Consider the following 17,872-nt stretch of genomic DNA (forward strand, 5'->3'; position numbering starts at 1 on the left):
TACGCGGCGGGAGCCTGGCGCCACGAACCGTGAACCTCGACCAGACGCCGGATCGAGTGCCGATGGGGTCGGCGGAGCGCGGGAGGCTCAGTCAATCGGATTGCTCGGGCTGAGCGAGGACCTGGTAGGCGGTCTCGGAGGAGTCCCGGAGGAACTGCGCGCAGCGCTCCTGCTCCTCGTGCTCGCCGATCCGCCCCGCCGCGACACTCAGCGCCCACAGCGCCCGCAGGAAGCCGCGGTTGGCTTCGTGCTCCCACGGCACCTGGCCTGAGCCCTTCCAGCCGTTGCGCCGCAGCGTGTCAAGCCCGCGGTGGTACCCGGTGCGGGCGTAGGCGTAGGCGGCCAGGGAGCTTCCCAGTCCCTCCTCGGCGAGGCAGGTCTCGGCGAGGAGCGCCCAGCACAACGAGGAGGTGGGGTGCTGCGCCACGACCTCCAGGAAGCGCTCCTTGCCGTGCTCGGAGATCGCCGCGAGAGCAGGGTCGTCCGGCAGCAACACGACGACGTTCGAGGCCATCAGGTTGGGGTGCGTCTCGCTCATGGCGTCAGCCTAGCGAGCGGGCCTCAATTCTCGCCGAACCCGGCCGAGATGAACGCCACCAGCGCGTCGACGGCGTCCTGCGCCTGCGGGCCTGTGGCCGTGAGGCTCAGGGTGTCTCCCTTGCGGGCGTTGAGGGTGGCCAGGCCGATGCTGCTGCCCGCCTTCACGGGGCCGACGTCCCCGTTGCAGATGCGGACATCTGCGTCGAACTTCCTTGCCTCGGACACGAAGAGCGCCGCAGGCCTCGCGTGCAGGCCGGTCTCGTTGACCAGGACAGCCGTCCCGGTGGCGTCGCCGTCCGCCGCGACCACGGGTGGCACGGATGGTGCCGCAGGAGCGTTCCCCAGCGCGGACAGCTTCGGGGCGAGCGCCGACTCGGCCTCTGCCGCGACATCGTCGATCGACGCTCCACCCACGGCGCGCACCACACCAGCCGTGAGACCCTCCACGAAGGGGGCGGAGAGGACGCGCACGTTCTCGACGCCCGCGAACTCCACGCCCATCTCGGCGCTCATGATCGCTGAGCCCATGTCGACGAAGATCACCACGCCGTCGCCCCGGTCCACCTCCGCGATCGCCTCCGCGACCGCCGCGGCGTCAGTACCCAGCCCGCCGTCGGGCATGCCGGCCGCGATGGCCACGGGAGGGGGCTCCTCGTGGACCATCTGCATGGCCAGCTCGACGGCGGCCTCGGCCAGCGCGCGGCTGTGCGAGACCACCACGATGCCCACCGCCATCAGGCGCCGATCACGTCCGCCAAGGCGTCGAACAGGTACGCCGACGAGGTGGCCCCCGGATCCTGGTGACCCGCGGACCGCTCGCCGAGGTAGCTCGCGCGTCCCTTCTTTGCCACCATGGGGGTGGTGGCGTCACGGCCCACGGCGGCGGACTGCGCGGCCGCCGCGACGGCGTCGTGCAGATCCGCTCCGTCGGCCAGGGCCGCGTCGAAGGCGTCGATGGCCGGGGCCAGCGAATCCACCATCGTCTTGTCGCCAAGCTCCGTCTTTCCGCGGGCGATCAGCCCCTCGAGCCCGGCCCTGAAGGCCTTCCCGAACTCCTGTGGCGAGAGCTCCATCACGGACCCTGTGGCCATCCCCATCTTCATCAGCAGGGTGCCGTACAGCGGGCCGGCGGTCCCGCCGACCGTGCTGACCAGCGTCATGCCCGCCTTCTTGAGCAGGCCGTCGACGGTGGTGGCCGCATCGAGGTGGGTCACCACCGCCGCGGTACCCCGGGCCATGTTGGCGCCGTGGTCCGCGTCACCGATGGCCGAATCGAGGTCCGTGAGGAAGGTCTTGTTCTCGTCGATGATCTGCGCGTAGCGGCGCAGCCAGTCGGCGAGCAGGTCCAGGGTCAGGTGTTGTGCGCTCACATGCCCCACCGTAGCCCCGCGGACTTCACCGGGGCATCCCACAGGCGAATCATGTCCTCGTCCGCCTTGACGAGCGTGAGCGAGCAACCGGCCATGTCCAGGCTGGTGATGTAATTGCCGACCAGGTTGCGCTCGACGGTGACCCCGGCCTCCTTCAGCAGCGCCACAACCTCGCCGTACATGAGGTACAGCTCGATCAGCGGGGTGCCGCCCATGCCGTTGAGCATGGCGATGACGGGGGCGCCGGTGAAGTCGAGGTCGTGGAGGATCGGATCGACCAGTTGCTTGGCGATCGACTTCGCGTCCGCGATGGGCTCGCGATGGCGGCCCGGCTCGCCGTGGATACCGATGCCGATCTCCACCTCGTTCTCGGGCAGGTCGAAGGTGGGCTTGCCGGCCGAGGGGACGGTGCACGAGGTGAGCGCCATGCCCATCGAGCGGCCGTTGTCCGCCACCCGCTGCGCCAGCGCCTTGACCGCGGCCAGGTCCTGGCCCTCCTCGGCTGCCGCGCCCACGATCTTCTCGAGCAGAACGGTGGTGCCCACGCCTCGGCGGCCCGCGGTGTACAGCGAGTCCTGCACCGCGACGTCGTCGGCCACGATGACCGTCTCCACCGTGATGCCGGCGTCTGTGGCCATCTCAGCGGCCATCTCGAAGTTCATGATGTCGCCGGTGTAGTTCTTCACGATGTGCAGCACGCCCCCGCCGTTGTCCACGACGGTGGTGGCCTCGAACATCTGGTCCGGGGTGGGGGAGGTGAACACCTGGCCGGCGCACGCCGCGTCGAGCATGCCCACGCCGACGAAACCACCGTGCATCGGCTCGTGGCCGGAGCCGCCGCCGGAGATGATGGCGACCTTCCCGGCCTCCTTCGGGGTGACGCGGTAGATCACCCGGTTCTCGTGATCTACGCGGACGTTCGCGTCTGATGCCTCCACGCCCTTGAGGGCGTCGGCGAGCACGTCGTCGGCGGAATTGATGAGCTTCTTCACGGTCCTACCTCCTGCGTCGTTGCGGGTATCCATCGATCCTGATTCCCACAGCGATCGTAGGCAAGAGCCCTGACCTTTCGTGCAGTTTCCTCCAAGCCCGGGGCCACCGATGTGCGCCGATCTCATGCGCTGTCATCCCACATTTCGGGGGAGGGGGGACGATGGAGTCATGAGCATCTCCACCTGCGTCTCGTGCGGCGCACGCAACAGGGTCCCCGCCGCCGCCACCGGCCTGCCGCGATGCGCCAAGTGCCAGGCCGACCTGCCGTGGCTCGTCGACGCCACCGACGCCGATTTCGATCAGGTCGTGGCCACCCGGGTCCCCGTCGTGGTGGACCTGTGGGCGCCCTGGTGCGGGCCGTGCCGCATGGTCTCGCCCGTCCTTGAGCGCCTCGCGAAGGCGAAGGCCGGACGGTTGAAGGTGGTCAAGGTCAATGTGGATCACAACCGCGCGCTGCAGGCCCGGTTCGAGGCGATGAGCATCCCCACGCTGGTGCTGATCCGCGATGGGAAGGAAGTGTCGCGGCAGGTGGGCGCGTTGCCGGCGCAGCAGCTTGAGCGCTGGGTGGAGCAGCACTCCGCCTGAGGGTCAGGAAGGAGGCCGCCTCCGGTGGCGGGGCCCCGGCTCCGTTAGACTGCCCCGGTAGGGCCCCCGCGAAGAGCTGGGGCTTCATCCATGTGTGTGGAGGAGGGCGTCATGCCGAGCGTGGTCGTGGTCGGGGCTCAATGGGGAGACGAAGGCAAGGGCAAGGCGACTGACCAGCTGGGGGACCGCGTCGACGTCTGCGTCCGCTACTCCGGCGGCAACAACGCGGGCCATACGCTGGTGGTCGGCGGCGAGAAGTTCGTGCTGCACCTGCTGCCCTCCGGCATCCTCAACCCCGGGACCACCACCGTGATCGGCAACGGCGTCGTCGTGGATCTGGACGTGCTCGCCGAGGAGTTGGACGTGCTGGCGTCGCGGGGCGTGAACGTGGCTCACCCGCTGATCTCCGCCAACGCCCACATCATCACCGAGTACCACAAGGTGCTGGACAAGGTCACCGAGCGATTCCTCGGCAAGCGGCGGATCGGCACCACGGGCCGTGGCGTGGGGCCGTGCTACTCGGACAAGGTCAACCGCCTCGGCATCCGGATCCAGGACATCCTCGACGAGTCCATCCTGCGGCAGAAGGTCGAGGCCGCGCTGGATCAGAAGAACCAGCTGCTGGTGAAGGTCTACAACCGCCGGGAGATCATCGCCGAGGAGGTCGTGCAGGCCCTCCTCAAGCACGCCGACACCATCCGCCCCCACATCGTGGACTCCGGCCGCTACGTCAACGACGCGCTGGATGCGGGCAAGGTGGTGCTCTTCGAGGGCGCCCAGGCGCACCACCTCGACGTGGACCAGGGCACCTACCCCTACGTCACCTCGTCGAACCCGACGGCGGCCGGCGCCACCACGGGCGGCGGCGTGGGCCCCACCCGGATCGATCGCACCATCGGCATCGCGAAGGCCTACACCACCCGCGTCGGCGAGGGACCGTTCCCCACCGAGCTGTTCGACCACGACGGCGAGGAGCTGCGCCGCATCGGCTCCGAGTTCGGCGCCACCACCGGCCGCCCGCGGCGCTGCGGCTGGTTCGACGCGCTGCTGGTGGAGCAGGCCGTCAAGATCAACGGCTTCACCGACATCTTCCTCACCAAGCTGGACATCCTGAGCGGCTGGGAGAAGATCCCGGTGTGCGTGGCCTACGAGGTCGACGGCGTCCGACACGACGTGATGCCCATGACGCAGTCGGACTTCCACCACGCCAAGCCCATCTACGAGGAGCTCGACGGCTGGGCCGAGGACATCAGCGGGTGCCGCGAGTTCGATGAGCTGCCGGCCACCTGCCAGGCCTACGTGCACAGGCTCGAGGAGCTGATCGGGTGCCGGATCAGCGGTATCGGGGTCGGCCCCGGCCGCGAGCAGTCCGTGGCCATCAACGACCTGATCTGAAGTCCGGGAGCGGACCACTAGGCTGACGCGGGTGAAGATTCTTCTCCTTGGCTCCGGGGGTCGCGAGCACGCCCTCGCCCGCGCGCTCGCCGCAGATCCGTCCGTCACCGAGCTGCACGCGGCTCCGGGGAATCCGGGGATCGGGCGAATCGCCACGCTGCACTCGCTAGACCCCTCGTCGCCCGTCGCGGTGGTGGAGGCAGCCCGCTCGCTCGCCGCCGACCTCGTGGTCATCGGGCCGGAGGCGCCGCTGGTCGCGGGGGTGGCCGACGCGCTGCGCGAGGCCGGCATCGACGCGTTCGGGCCCGGCCGCGAGGCCGCGGTGCTCGAGGGGTCGAAGGCGTTCGCCAAGGAGGTCATGCAGGCCGCGGGGGTGCCCACCGCGGATGCACGCCTGTGCGAGACGTCGGAGCAGGTGGCGGCCGCGCTGGACGAGTTCGGCGCCCCCTACGTGGTCAAGAACGACGCCCTCGCCGCAGGCAAGGGCGTGGTGGTCACCGACGACCGCGAGGCCGCTCTGGCACACGCCGCATCCTGCGGCCGGGTGGTCATCGAGGACTACCTGGACGGGCCGGAGGTGAGCCTGTTCGCGATCTGCGACGGCGAGCGCGCGCTGCCGCTGCTGCCCGCGCAGGACTACAAGCGGGTGGGAGACGGCGACGCGGGGCCCAACACCGGGGGCATGGGCGCCTACTCGCCGCTGGCCTGGGCCGACGCAGGACTCACAGACCAGATCATGGCCGAGGTCATCGATCCCACCCTCGCCGAGATGCGCCGACGCGGCACCCCCTTCATCGGGCTCCTCTATGCCGGGCTGGCGCTCACGTCGAGGGGCCTGCGGGTGGTGGAGTTCAACGTCCGTTTCGGAGACCCGGAGACCCAGGCCGTCCTCGCGCTGCTCGACACCCCGCTGGCAGGGGTGCTCCACGCAGCGGCCCGCGGGGAGCTGGACACCGTCGGTGAGCTGGCGTGGCACGAGGGCGCGGCTGTCGTGGTGGTGTCGGCGGCCGCGGGCTACCCCGGCACCCCCGCCACGGGTGGGGCGATTGGGTTGCCAGAGGACGAGGACGACGCCTACGTGCTGCATGCCGGGACCCGCCTGGACGGCGGGAGGCTCGTCTCCGCCGGCGGTCGCGTGCTGGGCACGGTCGGTCGCGGCGTGGACGTGGGTGAGGCGCGCGAGCGCGCGTACGCACTCCTCTCGCGCGTGGACTACGCCGACGGCTTCCACCGCACAGACATCGGAGTTCCGCACTGAGGCCACCAGTGCCGGGATTTCGGGGTCGCGGCGCGAGATGGCAGGCTTTTGGGATGATCACTCGCCGAATTGCCCTCCTCGGACTCGCCGCGACAGCGGTGGCCGCCGCCTCCGGCTGCAGCGGTTCGCCAAGCGACGGATCGGGCTCCAGCTCCTCCGGAGGCACGCAGGGCCCGTCGGCTGAAGCATCGCCGTCGACGATCGGCCACCGCGTTGCGGTCAACACCGGCCTCGCGTCGGGGGTGCTGCCCTCAGACGACGAGGGCGCCCTGGCCGTGAGCCGGCTGGTGCTGGCCGAGGCAACCGCCGTGGTCGTCGTTCAGCCGGCCCCGCCAACGCCGAGCGCTCCGGCCTCGCCGTCGGCTGGCGCCTCGCCGTCGAACAGCGCCTCTCCCAGCGCGGCCACGTCTCCGACGCCCGCTGCCGGTGGGGACGTCGCGGCGGCCTCCGCCACCGCGGCCGCGCTCGGCCTCCCCCTGCTGATCGCCGGGCCCGAGCTCGCTGCCGAGCTCAACCGCCTCCAGACCCGCACCGTGATCGCCTACCCGGCCGCAGGGCTGGACCTCGGGGACCGCGAGGTCGTCGACGGCCCGGCCGATCCCGCCGAGCTGCAGGTGGAGGGACTCCCCGCCGAGACCGCCCCCGCGACCGCCGCCGCGCTGCGACCCAGGGGCGAGTCCGTCTCCGCCGCCACGGCCGCGATCCTGGCGGCAGCCGGCATCGCCCTCACCGAGGTGCCCTTCACGGATCCGCGCGCCACGGCCGAGTCGGTGGCGCTGGTCAAGGGGGCCACCGGAGCCGTCCTCGGCGTCGGCGCGTTCGGCGACTCCGCCCGTTTCGCCGCGCGGGTGGAGGCCGCCCGCACGCTTCCGGAACTGCCGGGCGGTGGAGTCGCGCCGTTCCCGGGACGGATGATGGTGGCCCTCTATGGGCACCCGTCCGGCGGCACCCTCGGGGTGCTGGGCGAGCAGGGGCCGGAACAGTCCGTCGCCCGGGTGAAGGAGTTGGCCGCCCAGTATCAGGCCTTCAGTGACGTCCCGGTCATCGGCGCGTTCGAGATCATCACGACCGTGGCCAGCGCGTCGGCCGGCCCCGACGGTGACTATTCCTACGAGACCCCGGCCGAGCAGCTACTGCCCTACATCGAGGCGGCCGAGGCGGCGGGCATCTACTGCGTGCTGGACCTCCAGCCCGGGCACACCGACTTCCTGACCCAGGCCAAGCGCTACGAGGAGCTGTTGAAGCGGCCCACCGTCGGTCTCGCGATCGATCCCGAGTGGCGGCTGAAGCCCGGCCAGCGCCACATGACCATCATCGGCCAGGTGGAGGTGGACGAGGTCAACGCCACCGGAGCCTGGTTGGCGGACCTGGTGGCGGCCAACAGCCTGCCCCCGAAGGTGGTGATCCTGCACCAGTTCCAGCAGCGGATGATCGTCGGCCGCGAGCGGCTCGACACCACCCGCGACGAGCTGCAGTACCTCGTCCACGCCGACGGGCACGGCAACCCGCCGCTCAAGCAGGCGACCTGGCGCAACCTCAAGGAGGGCCTGCCGGCCAACGTCTGGCTGGGGTGGAAGAACTTCATCGACGAGGACTCCCCGACGATGACGCCCCAGGAGACGATGGAGGACGTGGAGCCGCGACCCAACTTCGTGTCGTACCAGTAGCGGGAGGAGCGGTCAGGGGAGCAGCGGCGGCACCGCCTCCCGCGGGTGCTTCAGCCACGACTCCGGCACGCCCAGGCCCTCGGCCAACTCACGCGCCCTCGGCCTCAGCTCGCCGCACAGGTCGTCGACGGTGGCCGTGATCGCCTTGCTGCGGCGCGGGTCGAAGGCCTCGTGCTCCAGGTACCAGGCGCGGTTGGACTCGATGGTGGCCAGCGCGTAGAGGTCGCAGACCTTCACCAGCATCGCCGTGACGTAGTCGTCGTCGCACTGCTCGATCCCCTCGATGAAGGCCTCGAGCACAATGCGGTCCACGTGCGCCTTCGCGGCTTCGAGCATGTGCGTCTGGCACGCGTTCAGCGCGGCCGGCTGCTGCGCGTCCGGCAGCTTGCTCGCGGCCCGCATCCGCCGGGCGAGGCCCTCGACGGTGTGCTTCTCGCGGAACTCGAACATCTGCACGTGCCACCCGCGGGCGCGCATCCGTTCCGAGTCCGGCTTGCGGTCGGCGATGGCCACGAGTCGGTCGATGAGGGAGCGCGCCGTCGTGCGCTCCAGGACGGTCTGCCCGATCATGGCCGCCGTCTTCTGCGCGGTGCCGCGCAGGTCCATGTCGCCCCACGTGGACTTGTACTCCAGCAGCAGCGCCTTGGCGACCAGCTGGAGCAGCACGGTGTTGTCGCCCTCGAAGGTGGCGAACACGTCGGCGTCCTGGCGGGCCATCGTGATGCCGTTGTCCGACATGTAGCCGGCGCCCCCGCAGGCCTCGCGGGCCTCCTGCATGGAGTCCAACGCCCACCTGGTGAGCAGCGCCTTCATGCCGGCGGCCCGAGTCTCCAGCTCGCGCGAGGCCTGCTGGTCCGAACTTCCGGCATCCATCACGCGCTGCAGCTGCAGCGCGAGCTCGTTCTGTGCGAATCCGTAGGCGTAGGCCCGTGCCACATGGGGCAGGAGCCGGCGTTGGTGGGTGAGGTAGTCCAGCAGCAGGATCTCCTCCCCGAGACCCGGGCGGCGGAACTGCCGGCGCTCGTCCCCGTAGCGCACCGCGATGCTCAGCGCCTTGCGGGCAGCCGAGGCGGCCCCGCCGCCGACGCAGATCCGGCCGCGGACCAGCGTGCCGAGCATGGTGAAGAACCGCGCGTTCTTGCTCTCGATGGGCGACTGGTAGTGGCCCTCGTCGTCGACGCCCCCGTAGCGGTCCAGCAGCATCAGCCGCGGCACGCGGACGTGATCGAAGGCGATGGTGCCGTTGTCGATGCCCAGGAGGCCGCCCTTGTGGCCGTGGTCCCCGGTGGTGACGCCCGGCAGGTCGTTGCCCGCCTCGTCGCGGATGGGCACCAGCACCACATGCACGCCCTGGTGCTCGCCGTCGACCATCAACTGCCCGAAGACGGCGGCCATCCGTCCGTCCCGGGCTGCGTTGCCGATGTAGGCCTTGGTGGCCGATGGCGTGGGCGAATGGACCTCGAACTCGGCCGTCTCGGGCAGCCACGTGATGGTGGTCTCGATGGACTGCACATCTGACCCGTGGCCCAACTCCGTCATGGCGAAGCAGCCGAGCAGCTCGGTGCTGATGGCGCCGGGCAGGAACGTCTCGTGGTGGTACTGCGTGCCGAGGTTGGTGATGGCGCCGCCGAACAGGCCGTGCTGCACGCCGGTCTTGATGGTGAGCGACAGGTCGCCCATAGCCACCATCTCGAAGTTGGCCACGGACTCGGCCGCGGTGCCCGTGCCGCCCTGGGCGATGGGGAAGCCCGCGGTGACGAAGTTGCGCTGGGCGAGCTTCACCACGCGGTCCAGCGTCCAGTCCCGGGCCTCGTCGACGGTGAGGGCGGTGTCGCGGACCACGTCGTCGGGGCTCACCTCGTCGCGCCATCGCTGCTTCAGCGCGTGGAAGGGCCCGTCGAGGGCGCGGCGCAGGGCCTCGCCGGTGGGGGAGATGGTGGTGCCGTGGGCGGCCGGGCCGGCGGAGGTGGTGGGTCGGGTGTCTCGGGTGGCGGTCAGTGTCATGGGGTCAGCTCCTTGGTTTGAGCGGCGAACGCCGGGGCGAACAGTTGGTCGATGTAGTCGACGACCTCTGCGCGGGGCCGTCGGAGATTGGTGATGATCCAGCGGTCGGCGACCGCCCAGATGAAGCCCACCGCGCCGTGGCCCCACGTGTTGGCGGGCTCCTCGTCGAGGCCCTGGCGCCTCAGCCAGGAGCGGAAGGCGTCGGCCACCTCGTTGCCGATGCGTGTGGTGATGCCGAGGACCGGATCGTCGACCGGCGACTCCCCGGCGGGCCGGGTGGAGACGAACAGATACAGGTTGCGGTCCCGCTCGACGACGGCGAGGTAGGCGTCGGCGAGGGTACGCACGAGGTCGCGGGGTTCGAAGGTCGCGGCGTCCTCAAGCGGCAGCTTGCGCAGGATGAACTCGTGCACGGACTCGACGACGGCGCGGTACAGGCCCGCCTTGTCGCCGAAGTGACGGTAGAGGACCGTTTTGGACGTCCTGCTGAGCGCGGCGATCTCGTCCATCCCCACCGAGGGCCCGTGCTCGCGGATGGCACGCACGGCGTCCTCCACCAGCGCCCGCCGTCGGAGGCTGTTGTGCTCCTCCCAGCGGGAGGCGCGCCCGTCCGGCTGCGGGGCGACCGCCGTCTGGGGATCGTCGTCGATCTTCATACCGTCCAGAGTACCCGAAACTCTGCGTACCTGCTACTATGGGTATCGAATACCCCAGCGAGAGGATCAATGTCGATGACACGCACCGCAGTGGTGGTGGGCGGCAACCGCACCCCCTTCGTCAAGGCCGGCGGCAAGTACGCCGAGGCCTCAGCCCAGGACCTGTTGACCGCGGCCCTCGACGGGCTGGTCGCCAGGTTCGGCCTGGCCGGCCAGGAGGTGGGTGAGGTCGTCGCCGGCGCGGTGCTCAAGCACACGCGCGACTTCAACCTCACCCGGGAGGCGGTGCTCGGCTCCGCGCTCTCCCCGCACACCCCCGCATGCGACCTGCAGCAGGCCTGTGGCACCGGCCTCGAGGCAGTGATCTACGCCTCGAACAAGATCCGCCTGGGCCAGATGGACGTGGCCATCGCGGGTGGAGTGGACTCGGCCTCCGACGCCCCACTGGTCACCTCGGAGGGGATGCGCAAGGCGATGCTGGCGTTGTCGCGTGCGCGCACGCTGCCGGACAAGCTGGCCGCGCTGGCGCGGATCCGCCCCGCGGACCTGGCGCCCGTGCCGCCCGCCGTCGTCGAGCCCCGCACCGGCCTGAGCATGGGGGAGTCGCAGGCGCTGACCACCGCGAAGTGGGGCGTGACGCGCGAGGAGCAGGACGAGCTGGCGCTGTCGTCGCACCAGAACCTGGCCGCGGCGTGGGACTCCGGATTCTTCGACGACCTGGTGACGCCGTATCTGAAGGTGTCGCGGGACGGGATCCTGAGGCCCGACACCACGAAGGAGGCGCTGGCCAAGCTGCGCACCGTCTTCGGCAAGGACAATCCCACCATGACCGCCGGCAACTCCACTGCGATGACCGACGGCGCCGCGCTGGTCCTGCTGGCGGAGGAGGAGTACGCGCGGGGTCGCGGGTGGCCCGTGTGGGCGCGCGTGGTGGACGCTCAGGTGGCGGCCGCGGATTACACCACCGGCAAGGAGGACCTCCTGCTGGCACCCGCCCGCGCCATCCCCCTGCTGTTGGAGCGCAACGGGCTGACCCTGGCGGACTTCGACTTCCTGGAGTTCCACGAGGCGTTCGCCTCCACCGTGCTGGCCACTTTGAAGGCGCTGGAGCAGCGGGGCGTCGGGACGGTGGACCGGTCCAAGCTCAACGTGAAGGGCTCGTCGCTTGCAGCGGGTCACCCCTTCGCGGCCACCGGCGGCCGCATCGTCGCGTCGTTGGCGAAGATGCTGCACGAGCGCGGGCCCGGTTCGCGCGGGCTTGTGTCGATCTGCGCGGCCGGCGGCCAGGGCGTCGTCGCGATTCTGGAGGCGTGAGATGAGCGTGTTGGAGAAGCTGTACGGGACGCCCGCGGGGAAGTTCGTCGCGAAGAAGGCCGGGTTGGCCGAGCCGCCCGTTCTGCGGCGCGGGCGCGTCATGCCGACGGGTCCGGTGGTGCTGGGCGAGCTCGTCGGCGGGGGCCTGGCGGCGTCCACGCTGGCTCAGCTGGGGGTTGTGCCCGCGGAGGCGTTGCTGGACGTGCCGGAGGCGCGGACCAAGGACGAGAAGGGTCGCGACGTTCCGCCGCGCTACCCGGTGCGCCCCGGGGCCGTCGTGGTGGACGCCACCGGCGTGCGTGAGATCGCTCAGCTGGAGGGGCTGCGGCAGGTGCTGCGCCCGGCGATGCGCTCCCTGGAGGGCTCCGGCCGCGTGATCATCCTGGCCACCGACGCCCGCGACGTGACCGGCCTGGAGGCCAAGGCCGTGGCCCAGGGCATCGACGGGATCAACCGCACGGTGGCCAAGGAGTTGCGGGGCGGCGCCACGTCGAACCTGGTGTTCGTCCGCACCGGCACCTCCGCCGCGGACCTCGCCTCCACGCTGTCCTTCCTGCTGGAGGGCCGCTCGGCCTTCGTGAGCGGGCAGACGTGGCGGGTGGGGCCGTCGAAGGACCCGCATGAGCTGACGGCGCGCCCGTTCGAGGGGCGGATCGTGGTGGTCACGGGGGCGGCCCGGGGGATCGGTACCGCCATCGCGCGCACCTTCGCCCGTGATGGGGCGACGGTGGTCGCCGTCGACATCCCCGCTGCCGGGGACGCGCTGGCCAAGGTCGCCAACGGGATCGGCGGCTCGGCGCTGCAGCTCGACATCACCCTGGCGGATGCCGGGGCCAGGGTCGCGGCCCACGTGGCTCACGTGCACGGGGAGTCCGCCCGGATCTGGGCCATCGTGCACAACGCGGGCATCACCCGCGACAAGCTGCTCGCCAACCTCGACGAGCAGCGGTGGTCCTCGGTGCTCGACGTGAACCTCGCCGCGGAGATGCGGATCAACGACTACCTGCTCACCCACGACGTGCCCGGTGGGCTGGACGAGGCGGCCCGGATCGTCGGCATCGCGTCCACCTCGGGCGTGGCGGGCAACAAGGGACAGACCAACTACGCCGCCTCCAAGGCCGGCGTCATGGGCCTGGTCTGGGCGATGCGCGACGAGCTGGCGGACCGGCCGATCACCGTCAACGCCGTCGCGCCCGGGTTCATCGAGACCGAGATGACGGCCGCCATCCCGTTCGTGCAGCGCGAGATCTTCCGGCGCTCGAACTCGCTCACGCAGGGTGGCAACCCCGTCGACGTGGCCGAGACGCTGGCCTACCTGTGCGGGCCGGCCTCCGGCGGGGTCGACGGGCAGGTCATCCGGGTGTGCGGGCAGAACCTGGTGGGCGCCTGATGGCGCGCGACGTGCGGGTGCTTCCGGCGCTGCCGGAGCCGTCGGGCGTGCTGGCGAAGGCCGCGCTGGGGATGCTGAAGAAGCCGGGGGAGGTGTCGTCCCTGCCGGATCGCAGCTACCTGGTGTTGGAGCACCGGGTTGAGGTGTCGCGGCTGGCGGCCTACTGCGCCGAGACCGGCTTCGCTTTGCGCGACGCGATGCCCGCCACCTGGCTGCACGTGCTGACGTTCCCGCTGCAGATGGAGGCCATGGCGGCAGACGACTTCCCCTTCCCGCTGGCCGGGCTGGTGCACGTGACCAACGAGATGATGCTGCACCGTCGGGTCACCGTCGACGAGCCGCTGCGGATCCTGGTGCGGGCGGAGAATCTCCAGCCCCACGCCAAGGGGGCCACCTTCGACATGGTGGGCGAGATCCACGCCGCAGATGAGCTGGTGTGGCGGGGAGTTTCGGTGTACCTGGCGTCGGGGGCCAAGGTGGCGGGGGAGGCGCCGTCGCCGGTGCGGCTGCAGGCGCCGTCGGTGGCGCCGTCGCAGGAATGGCGGCTCGGCGCTGACCAGGGCCGTCGCTACGCGGCGGTCTCGGGCGACTCGAACCCCATCCACCTCAACCCGTTGACCGCCCGGCTGTTCGGCTTCCCGAGGCCGATCATCCACGGGATGTGGACCCATGCCCGCGCTGTCGCGGCGTTGGGCGGCGGGCTACCGGAGGCGTACACGGTGCGGGTCCAGTTCGCCAAGCCCATCCTGTTGCCGGGAAAGGTGCGGTTCGCCGCGGCGCGCGACGAGGCTGGTTGGAGGTTCGCCGTCGTCAACCGGGAAGGCAAGCCCCACCTCGTGGGTGAGCTGACGTGAGCGCGTGCCTCTGCGGTGGGGCCTCCTGGGGGACGTGCTGCGGGCCGCTTCTGGCAGGCGAGCGCCAGGCGGCGACCGCTGAGGAGCTGATGCGGTCGCGGTACAGCGCGTTCGTGGTCGGCGACGGCGACTACCTCTGGCGCACCTGGCACCCGAGCACGCGCCCGGAATCGGTTCGTGCGCACGGCGTCGAGTGGACGGGGCTGACGGTCCTGGACGTGGTCGACGGTGGGCCGGGCGACGAGGTGGGCGTGGTGGAGTTCGAGGCAGCGCATCGCGACGGTGCGCTGCGGGAACGCTCCCGGTTCGCGCGCCGGGCGGGGCGGTGGATGTATGTCGACGGTGCCTTCCCCGACCCCTGACGCGAGGCAGTTCCGTTGGGTGAGCCTCGTCGGGATTCGCAAACGGTGAGGATCAGGGGAGATAGCTCCCATAGAGGGCTATCTCCCCGGATCCTCACTATTCAGGTACCGGCGACGGCGGGGTGAGGTGCCCGCCCGTCCGCAGGATGCGCAGCAACTTGGCGCTGGTCTTGCTCCAGGTCCTATGGATCTGGCTGTAGCTCAGCCGCAACGTCGAGTATCCGAGTTCGCGCGCCGCCAGGTCCCGTCGTCGGTCCTCCCTGTGATCGGTGTGGTGGGCGGCGCTGTCGCACTCGATGATCAGGGATCTCCCGACGAGCAGATCCACCGCTCCCACTCCTGAGATCTGCTGCTGGGAACGGACGGAGAACCGGTGCTGCTGCAGGAACAGCCGGACCCGCGTTTCCGAGCCGGACCCCGCATCGCCGTCGAAGAACTGCAAGGTGCGCTGCTTGTGGACAGGGGCTTCGCGGATCAGGATGTCTGCGACATCGGTGGACAGCAGTTCCTTGTTGACGGCTGACTCAAGGACCATCAGGGCCTTCTCGGGATTGTGATGGCGGATCACCTGGGCGAGGCAGTCGCTCAGCGGATAGAGCGCGATCCTCGGCAAGTCCCCGCGCGATCGATGCCAGGTCGAGCTCAGGGAGGCGGATCCCATGCCGACGATGAAGTGCGCCTCCGCTACCTGGGGCGTCCAGAGGCCATGCAGTTGGCACCCGCTCAAGCAGCCAACCCGGGCGCGAGCGGCGAGCGCCTCCAACTCCCACAGGTGTGCCTGGGGAGTCGCGTACCAGCCCCGCGACACCTTCCTCAGACGTCCGTCATCCAGCTCGCCCCTGATCCGGGCCGAGTCGTAGCCCAGGGTCCTGAGGTGGGCCAGGGACATGACCCCGGGCAGGCTTGGGAGTGAGGAATCGGGGAGATGGCCCTCTCTGGGCTCTATCTCCCCGGAATCGCACTGGTTGTGTGATGGCTGGCTGGGCACGTCGCCATGGTGGGGCGCTGGGCACCGACTTTTCCGGTATCCACAGGGGGAGTCCTAGGCTGTGGTGCCATGAGCGTCCCCAACGTCCTGGCCACCCGCTACGCCTCGCAGCAGATGCGCGACATCTGGGCCCCCGAGGCCAAGATCGTCTCCGAGCGCAAGCTATGGCTCGCCGTGCTGCGCGCACAACGCGACCTCGGCGTCGACTTCGGCGGGGCGGACGCCGACGAGGTGATCGCGGCCTACGAGCGGGTGATCGACCAGGTGGACCTCGACTCCATCAACGCCCGCGAACGCATCACCCGCCACGACGTGAAGGCCCGGATCGAGGAGTTCAACGACCTTGCCGGGTTCGAACACATCCACAAGGGCATGACGTCTCGCGACCTCACCGAGAACATCGAACAGCTGCAGGTGCTCGACTCGCTGCGGGCAGTCCGGATCCGCGTGGTGGCGGCGCTGGCGCAACTCGCCCGGCTGGCGAGCGAGTACGCCGATCAGCCGCTGACGGGCCGCTCCCACAACGTGGCCGCGCAGCTGACCACCCTGGGCAAGCGGTTCGCCACGGCGGCCGACGAGCTGCTCACGGGCCTCGCCCGCCTCGACGACCTCATCGCCCGTTACCCCGCTCGCGGGATCAAGGGCCCCGTCGGCACCGCCCAGGACATGCTCGATCTCCTCGGCGGCGACGCCGGCAAGCTGGCCGAGCTTGAGCAGCGGATCGCCGACGAACTCGGCTTCGGGGCCGTCCTCACCTCGACGGGGCAGGTGTACCCGCGCTCGCTTGACTACGACGCGGTCACCGCGCTGGCGCAGATCTCCGCGGCGCCGTCGAACGTGGCCACCACCATCCGCCTGATGGCGGGCCTCGAGCTGGTGACCGAGGGGTTCAAGGAGGGGCAGGTGGGCTCCTCCGCCATGCCCCACAAGATGAACACCCGCTCCTGCGAGCGCGTCAACGGCCTCGCCGTCGTCATCCGCGGCTACGTGTCCATGGTGGGCGAGCTCGCCGGCGACCAGTGGAACGAGGGCGACGTCTCCTGCTCCGTGGTGCGCAGGATCGCGCTGCCGGACGCGTTCTTCGCCCTCGACGGCCTGTTCGAGACGTTCCTCACGGTGCTGGCGGACTTCGGCGCCTTCCCCGCCGTCATCGAGGCCGAGCTCGACCGCTACCTGCCGTTCCTCACCACCACGAAGGTGCTGATGGCCACCGTCCGCAAGGGCGTGGGCCGGGAGGTCGCGCACGAGGCGATCAAGGAGCACGCCGTCGCGGTGGCGCTGGACCTGCGCAAGGGAGCGCGGGTCAACGACCTTCTCGACCGACTCGCCGGCGACGAGCGCCTCGGGCTCACCCGCGACGAGCTCGGCGCGCTGGTGGTCAGCCCGCTGGAGTTGGCGGGAACGGCGCAGGCGCAGGTGTCGCGGGTGGCGGCGCGCGTGGCTGAGATTGTCGCGGGGGATCCCGAGGCCGCGGCCTACCGCCCCGGCGCCGTGCTCTGAGCACCGTCACGGTGGTGCCCGGCACGCCCGCTGCCGACTTGAAGAATGGACTCTTCCTGCCCCATGGGGCCGCTCGCGAGGGCCACTGAGGTGCAGCCCCACGGTGTCCGAGCCGTTGGCTGAGGCGTGCACTGATTGACCGGAGTTATCCACAGCTGAGGGCGCGCGGCTCGGAAGTGACCCCGTCGCTTGGTTGAATAGGGCCCGACCTGATCGATCGGAGCGCCCATGCGTCACTTTCTCGTGCCCCTCGCCGCGTTGGCGCTCGTCGCGGGCTGCACGCCTGACGGCGCCCCCACGGGTTCGCCGTCGGTGTTCCCGTCGCCGACGGTGTCCGCCAGCGCCTCGCCCACCCCCAGCCCGTCGCCGTCAGCGGTGGAGTCGTTCCCTCCCGCCCCCGCGACGGAGTCGCCCGAGCAGGCCGCGATCCGCGCGGCGTGGATGGAGTACTGGCGGGTTTTCGAGGGATTCGCCTCGGACCCGACCCTCACTGACTTCACGGAGTTGCAGAACCTCGTGGACGGAGCGGAGGCGACTGTGGTCATGGAGTCGATCCGCAACCTCCGCGATTCGGGGCGTCGAACTGAAGGTGGTTTCCAGTTCCGCGATGTTGTTGTGAGTGTGCCAGCGATGGCGAATGGTCTCGCGACGGCGAATGTCGTCTACTGCTTGGACCGCAGTGGCTTGGTGATGGTCGATATCGACACGGGCACGCCTCCCGACGGAGATCCATTGCCGAACTTGAAGGAGACCGCGACGCTCGTCCAAGGACCGGACAGCACCTGGCGGATCAGTCAGGTTCGTAACGAGGCGACCTCTTGCTAGCCAGAACTCGATTCGTCCTAGTCGGTCTGCTGTTGTCGACCTGGTGGCCACAGCAAGCATCGGCTGAAGTGGAGTGTGAGCGGTCCGACGCATGGGGGTCGACGTGCAATGTCTGGGCAGACCCGGGTCCGAGCGAGCAAGCTCCAGGCGATGGGAGTTCGGGGGGAACCT

18 protein-coding genes are annotated in these 17,872 nt (G+C 70.3%); 10 read left to right on the plus strand and 8 right to left on the minus strand.

Annotation, left to right across the window (positions count from 1 at the left end; all coding sequences use genetic code 11):
- Nucleotides 1–91 precede the first annotated feature (91 nt).
- From ACX1D1_RS05610 to dhaK, 4 genes are read right to left on the minus strand one after another with little or no spacing between them, the layout of a single operon-like run.
- Nucleotides 92–538: a DUF3151 domain-containing protein gene (locus ACX1D1_RS05610; RefSeq protein ID WP_255422088.1), complete on the minus strand. Its 447-nt coding sequence runs from the start codon at nt 536–538 to the stop codon at nt 92–94.
- A 23-nt stretch (nt 539–561) separates the two neighbouring features.
- Nucleotides 562–1,275: a dihydroxyacetone kinase phosphoryl donor subunit DhaM gene (gene dhaM, locus ACX1D1_RS05615; RefSeq protein WP_459056248.1), complete on the minus strand. Its 714-nt coding sequence runs from the start codon at nt 1,273–1,275 to the stop codon at nt 562–564.
- Nucleotides 1,275–1,910, minus strand: coding sequence for a dihydroxyacetone kinase subunit DhaL (gene dhaL, locus ACX1D1_RS05620; RefSeq protein ID WP_459056249.1), 636 nt, complete (start codon nt 1,908–1,910; stop codon nt 1,275–1,277). Before dhaL ends, dhaM begins: the two co-directional genes overlap by 1 nt.
- A complete protein-coding gene (gene dhaK / locus ACX1D1_RS05625) occupies nt 1,907–2,902 on the minus strand; it encodes a dihydroxyacetone kinase subunit DhaK (protein WP_459056250.1) in 996 nt (331 codons plus the stop codon). Before dhaK ends, dhaL begins: the two co-directional genes overlap by 4 nt.
- A 169-nt stretch (nt 2,903–3,071) precedes the next feature.
- On the opposite strand from dhaK, the gene trxA reads away from it, so the two are divergent.
- From trxA to ACX1D1_RS05645, 4 genes are all read left to right on the plus strand, one after another.
- Nucleotides 3,072–3,488 (plus strand): thioredoxin, encoded by a 417-nt coding sequence (gene trxA / locus ACX1D1_RS05630; RefSeq protein ID WP_459056251.1) that lies wholly within the window; start codon nt 3,072–3,074, stop codon nt 3,486–3,488.
- Between the two features lie 111 nt (nt 3,489–3,599).
- On the plus strand, nt 3,600–4,883 hold the full coding sequence (locus ACX1D1_RS05635) for an adenylosuccinate synthase (RefSeq protein WP_459056252.1): 1,284 nt from the start codon (nt 3,600–3,602) through the stop codon (nt 4,881–4,883).
- Nucleotides 4,884–4,905: 22 nt separating this feature from the next.
- Nucleotides 4,906–6,141 (plus strand): phosphoribosylamine--glycine ligase, encoded by a 1,236-nt coding sequence (gene purD / locus ACX1D1_RS05640; protein ID WP_459056545.1) that lies wholly within the window; start codon nt 4,906–4,908, stop codon nt 6,139–6,141.
- Nucleotides 6,142–6,194: 53 nt separating this feature from the next.
- Nucleotides 6,195–7,808: a hypothetical protein gene (locus ACX1D1_RS05645; protein ID WP_459056253.1), complete on the plus strand. Its 1,614-nt coding sequence runs from the start codon at nt 6,195–6,197 to the stop codon at nt 7,806–7,808.
- A 12-nt stretch (nt 7,809–7,820) separates the two neighbouring features.
- Here ACX1D1_RS05645 and ACX1D1_RS05650 read toward each other — a convergent pair whose 3' ends face one another.
- Nucleotides 7,821–9,812 (minus strand): acyl-CoA dehydrogenase family protein, encoded by a 1,992-nt coding sequence (locus ACX1D1_RS05650; protein WP_182782208.1) that lies wholly within the window; start codon nt 9,810–9,812, stop codon nt 7,821–7,823.
- Nucleotides 9,809–10,468, minus strand: a complete 660-nt coding sequence (locus ACX1D1_RS05655; RefSeq protein ID WP_459056254.1) for a TetR/AcrR family transcriptional regulator — start codon at nt 10,466–10,468, stop codon at nt 9,809–9,811. Before ACX1D1_RS05655 ends, ACX1D1_RS05650 begins: the two co-directional genes overlap by 4 nt.
- Nucleotides 10,469–10,543: 75 nt before the next feature.
- Between ACX1D1_RS05655 and ACX1D1_RS05660 the strand changes: the two genes are divergently transcribed.
- The 4 genes from ACX1D1_RS05660 to ACX1D1_RS05675 all read left to right on the plus strand — a co-directional run bounded on the left by ACX1D1_RS05660 (nt 10,544) and on the right by ACX1D1_RS05675 (nt 14,388).
- Nucleotides 10,544–11,782: an acetyl-CoA C-acetyltransferase gene (locus ACX1D1_RS05660; RefSeq protein WP_459056255.1), complete on the plus strand. Its 1,239-nt coding sequence runs from the start codon at nt 10,544–10,546 to the stop codon at nt 11,780–11,782.
- Between the two features lies 1 nt (nt 11,783).
- Nucleotides 11,784–13,172, plus strand: coding sequence for a 3-oxoacyl-ACP reductase (locus ACX1D1_RS05665; protein ID WP_459056256.1), 1,389 nt, complete (start codon nt 11,784–11,786; stop codon nt 13,170–13,172).
- A complete protein-coding gene (locus ACX1D1_RS05670) occupies nt 13,172–14,026 on the plus strand; it encodes a MaoC family dehydratase (RefSeq protein WP_459056257.1) in 855 nt (284 codons plus the stop codon). The genes ACX1D1_RS05665 and ACX1D1_RS05670 overlap by 1 nt, the downstream gene beginning before the upstream one ends.
- 89 nt (nt 14,027–14,115) lie before the next feature.
- Complete coding sequence (locus ACX1D1_RS05675; RefSeq protein WP_182782213.1) at nt 14,116–14,388, plus strand: YchJ family protein; 273 nt, start codon at nt 14,116–14,118, stop codon at nt 14,386–14,388.
- A gap of 97 nt (nt 14,389–14,485) precedes the next feature.
- Here ACX1D1_RS05675 and ACX1D1_RS05680 read toward each other — a convergent pair whose 3' ends face one another.
- Nucleotides 14,486–15,277, minus strand: a complete 792-nt coding sequence (locus tag ACX1D1_RS05680; RefSeq protein WP_459056258.1) for a DUF559 domain-containing protein — start codon at nt 15,275–15,277, stop codon at nt 14,486–14,488.
- Nucleotides 15,278–15,445: 168 nt separating this feature from the next.
- On the opposite strand from ACX1D1_RS05680, the gene purB reads away from it, so the two are divergent.
- Nucleotides 15,446–16,876 carry an adenylosuccinate lyase gene (gene purB, locus ACX1D1_RS05685; protein WP_459056259.1) on the plus strand — a complete coding sequence of 477 codons (1,431 nt, stop codon included), beginning with the start codon at nt 15,446–15,448 and terminating at the stop codon, nt 16,874–16,876.
- 233 nt (nt 16,877–17,109) lie between these two features.
- Here purB and ACX1D1_RS05690 read toward each other — a convergent pair whose 3' ends face one another.
- The gene (locus ACX1D1_RS05690) at nt 17,110–17,421 is read right to left on the minus strand and encodes a hypothetical protein (RefSeq protein WP_459056260.1); all 312 of its coding nucleotides are present in this window, start codon (nt 17,419–17,421) and stop codon (nt 17,110–17,112) included.
- Between ACX1D1_RS05690 and ACX1D1_RS05695 the strand changes: the two genes are divergently transcribed.
- Nucleotides 17,420–17,701 carry a hypothetical protein gene (locus tag ACX1D1_RS05695; RefSeq protein WP_459056261.1) on the plus strand — a complete coding sequence of 94 codons (282 nt, stop codon included), beginning with the start codon at nt 17,420–17,422 and terminating at the stop codon, nt 17,699–17,701. The two genes, ACX1D1_RS05690 and ACX1D1_RS05695, sit on opposite strands and share 2 nt — an antisense overlap.
- Nucleotides 17,702–17,872 lie beyond the last annotated feature (171 nt).

This window comes from Tessaracoccus luoxuelianae (assembly GCF_054483915.1).

Excerpts from the sequence above, each read along its gene's own strand:
- ACX1D1_RS05610 (WP_255422088.1), bottom strand. The coding sequence starts at position 538 with ATGAGCGAGACGCACCCCAACCTGATGGCCTCGAACGTCGTCGTGTTG.
- dhaM (WP_459056248.1), bottom strand. The coding sequence starts at position 1,275 with ATGGCGGTGGGCATCGTGGTGGTCTCGCACAGCCGCGCGCTGGCCGAG.
- trxA (WP_459056251.1), top strand. The coding sequence starts at position 3,072 with ATGAGCATCTCCACCTGCGTCTCGTGCGGCGCACGCAACAGGGTCCCC.
- ACX1D1_RS05635 (WP_459056252.1), top strand. The coding sequence starts at position 3,600 with ATGCCGAGCGTGGTCGTGGTCGGGGCTCAATGGGGAGACGAAGGCAAG.
- ACX1D1_RS05645 (WP_459056253.1), top strand. The coding sequence starts at position 6,195 with ATGATCACTCGCCGAATTGCCCTCCTCGGACTCGCCGCGACAGCGGTG.
- ACX1D1_RS05650 (WP_182782208.1), bottom strand. The coding sequence starts at position 9,812 with ATGACACTGACCGCCACCCGAGACACCCGACCCACCACCTCCGCCGGC.
- ACX1D1_RS05655 (WP_459056254.1), bottom strand. The coding sequence starts at position 10,468 with ATGAAGATCGACGACGATCCCCAGACGGCGGTCGCCCCGCAGCCGGAC.
- ACX1D1_RS05660 (WP_459056255.1), top strand. The coding sequence starts at position 10,544 with ATGACACGCACCGCAGTGGTGGTGGGCGGCAACCGCACCCCCTTCGTC.
- ACX1D1_RS05665 (WP_459056256.1), top strand. The coding sequence starts at position 11,784 with ATGAGCGTGTTGGAGAAGCTGTACGGGACGCCCGCGGGGAAGTTCGTC.
- ACX1D1_RS05670 (WP_459056257.1), top strand. The coding sequence starts at position 13,172 with ATGGCGCGCGACGTGCGGGTGCTTCCGGCGCTGCCGGAGCCGTCGGGC.
- ACX1D1_RS05675 (WP_182782213.1), top strand. The coding sequence starts at position 14,116 with ATGCGGTCGCGGTACAGCGCGTTCGTGGTCGGCGACGGCGACTACCTC.
- ACX1D1_RS05680 (WP_459056258.1), bottom strand. The coding sequence starts at position 15,277 with ATGTCCCTGGCCCACCTCAGGACCCTGGGCTACGACTCGGCCCGGATC.
- purB (WP_459056259.1), top strand. The coding sequence starts at position 15,446 with ATGAGCGTCCCCAACGTCCTGGCCACCCGCTACGCCTCGCAGCAGATG.
- ACX1D1_RS05695 (WP_459056261.1), top strand. The coding sequence starts at position 17,420 with ATGGAGTCGATCCGCAACCTCCGCGATTCGGGGCGTCGAACTGAAGGT.
- ACX1D1_RS05690 (WP_459056260.1), bottom strand. The coding sequence starts at position 17,421 with ATGACCACAGTCGCCTCCGCTCCGTCCACGAGGTTCTGCAACTCCGTG.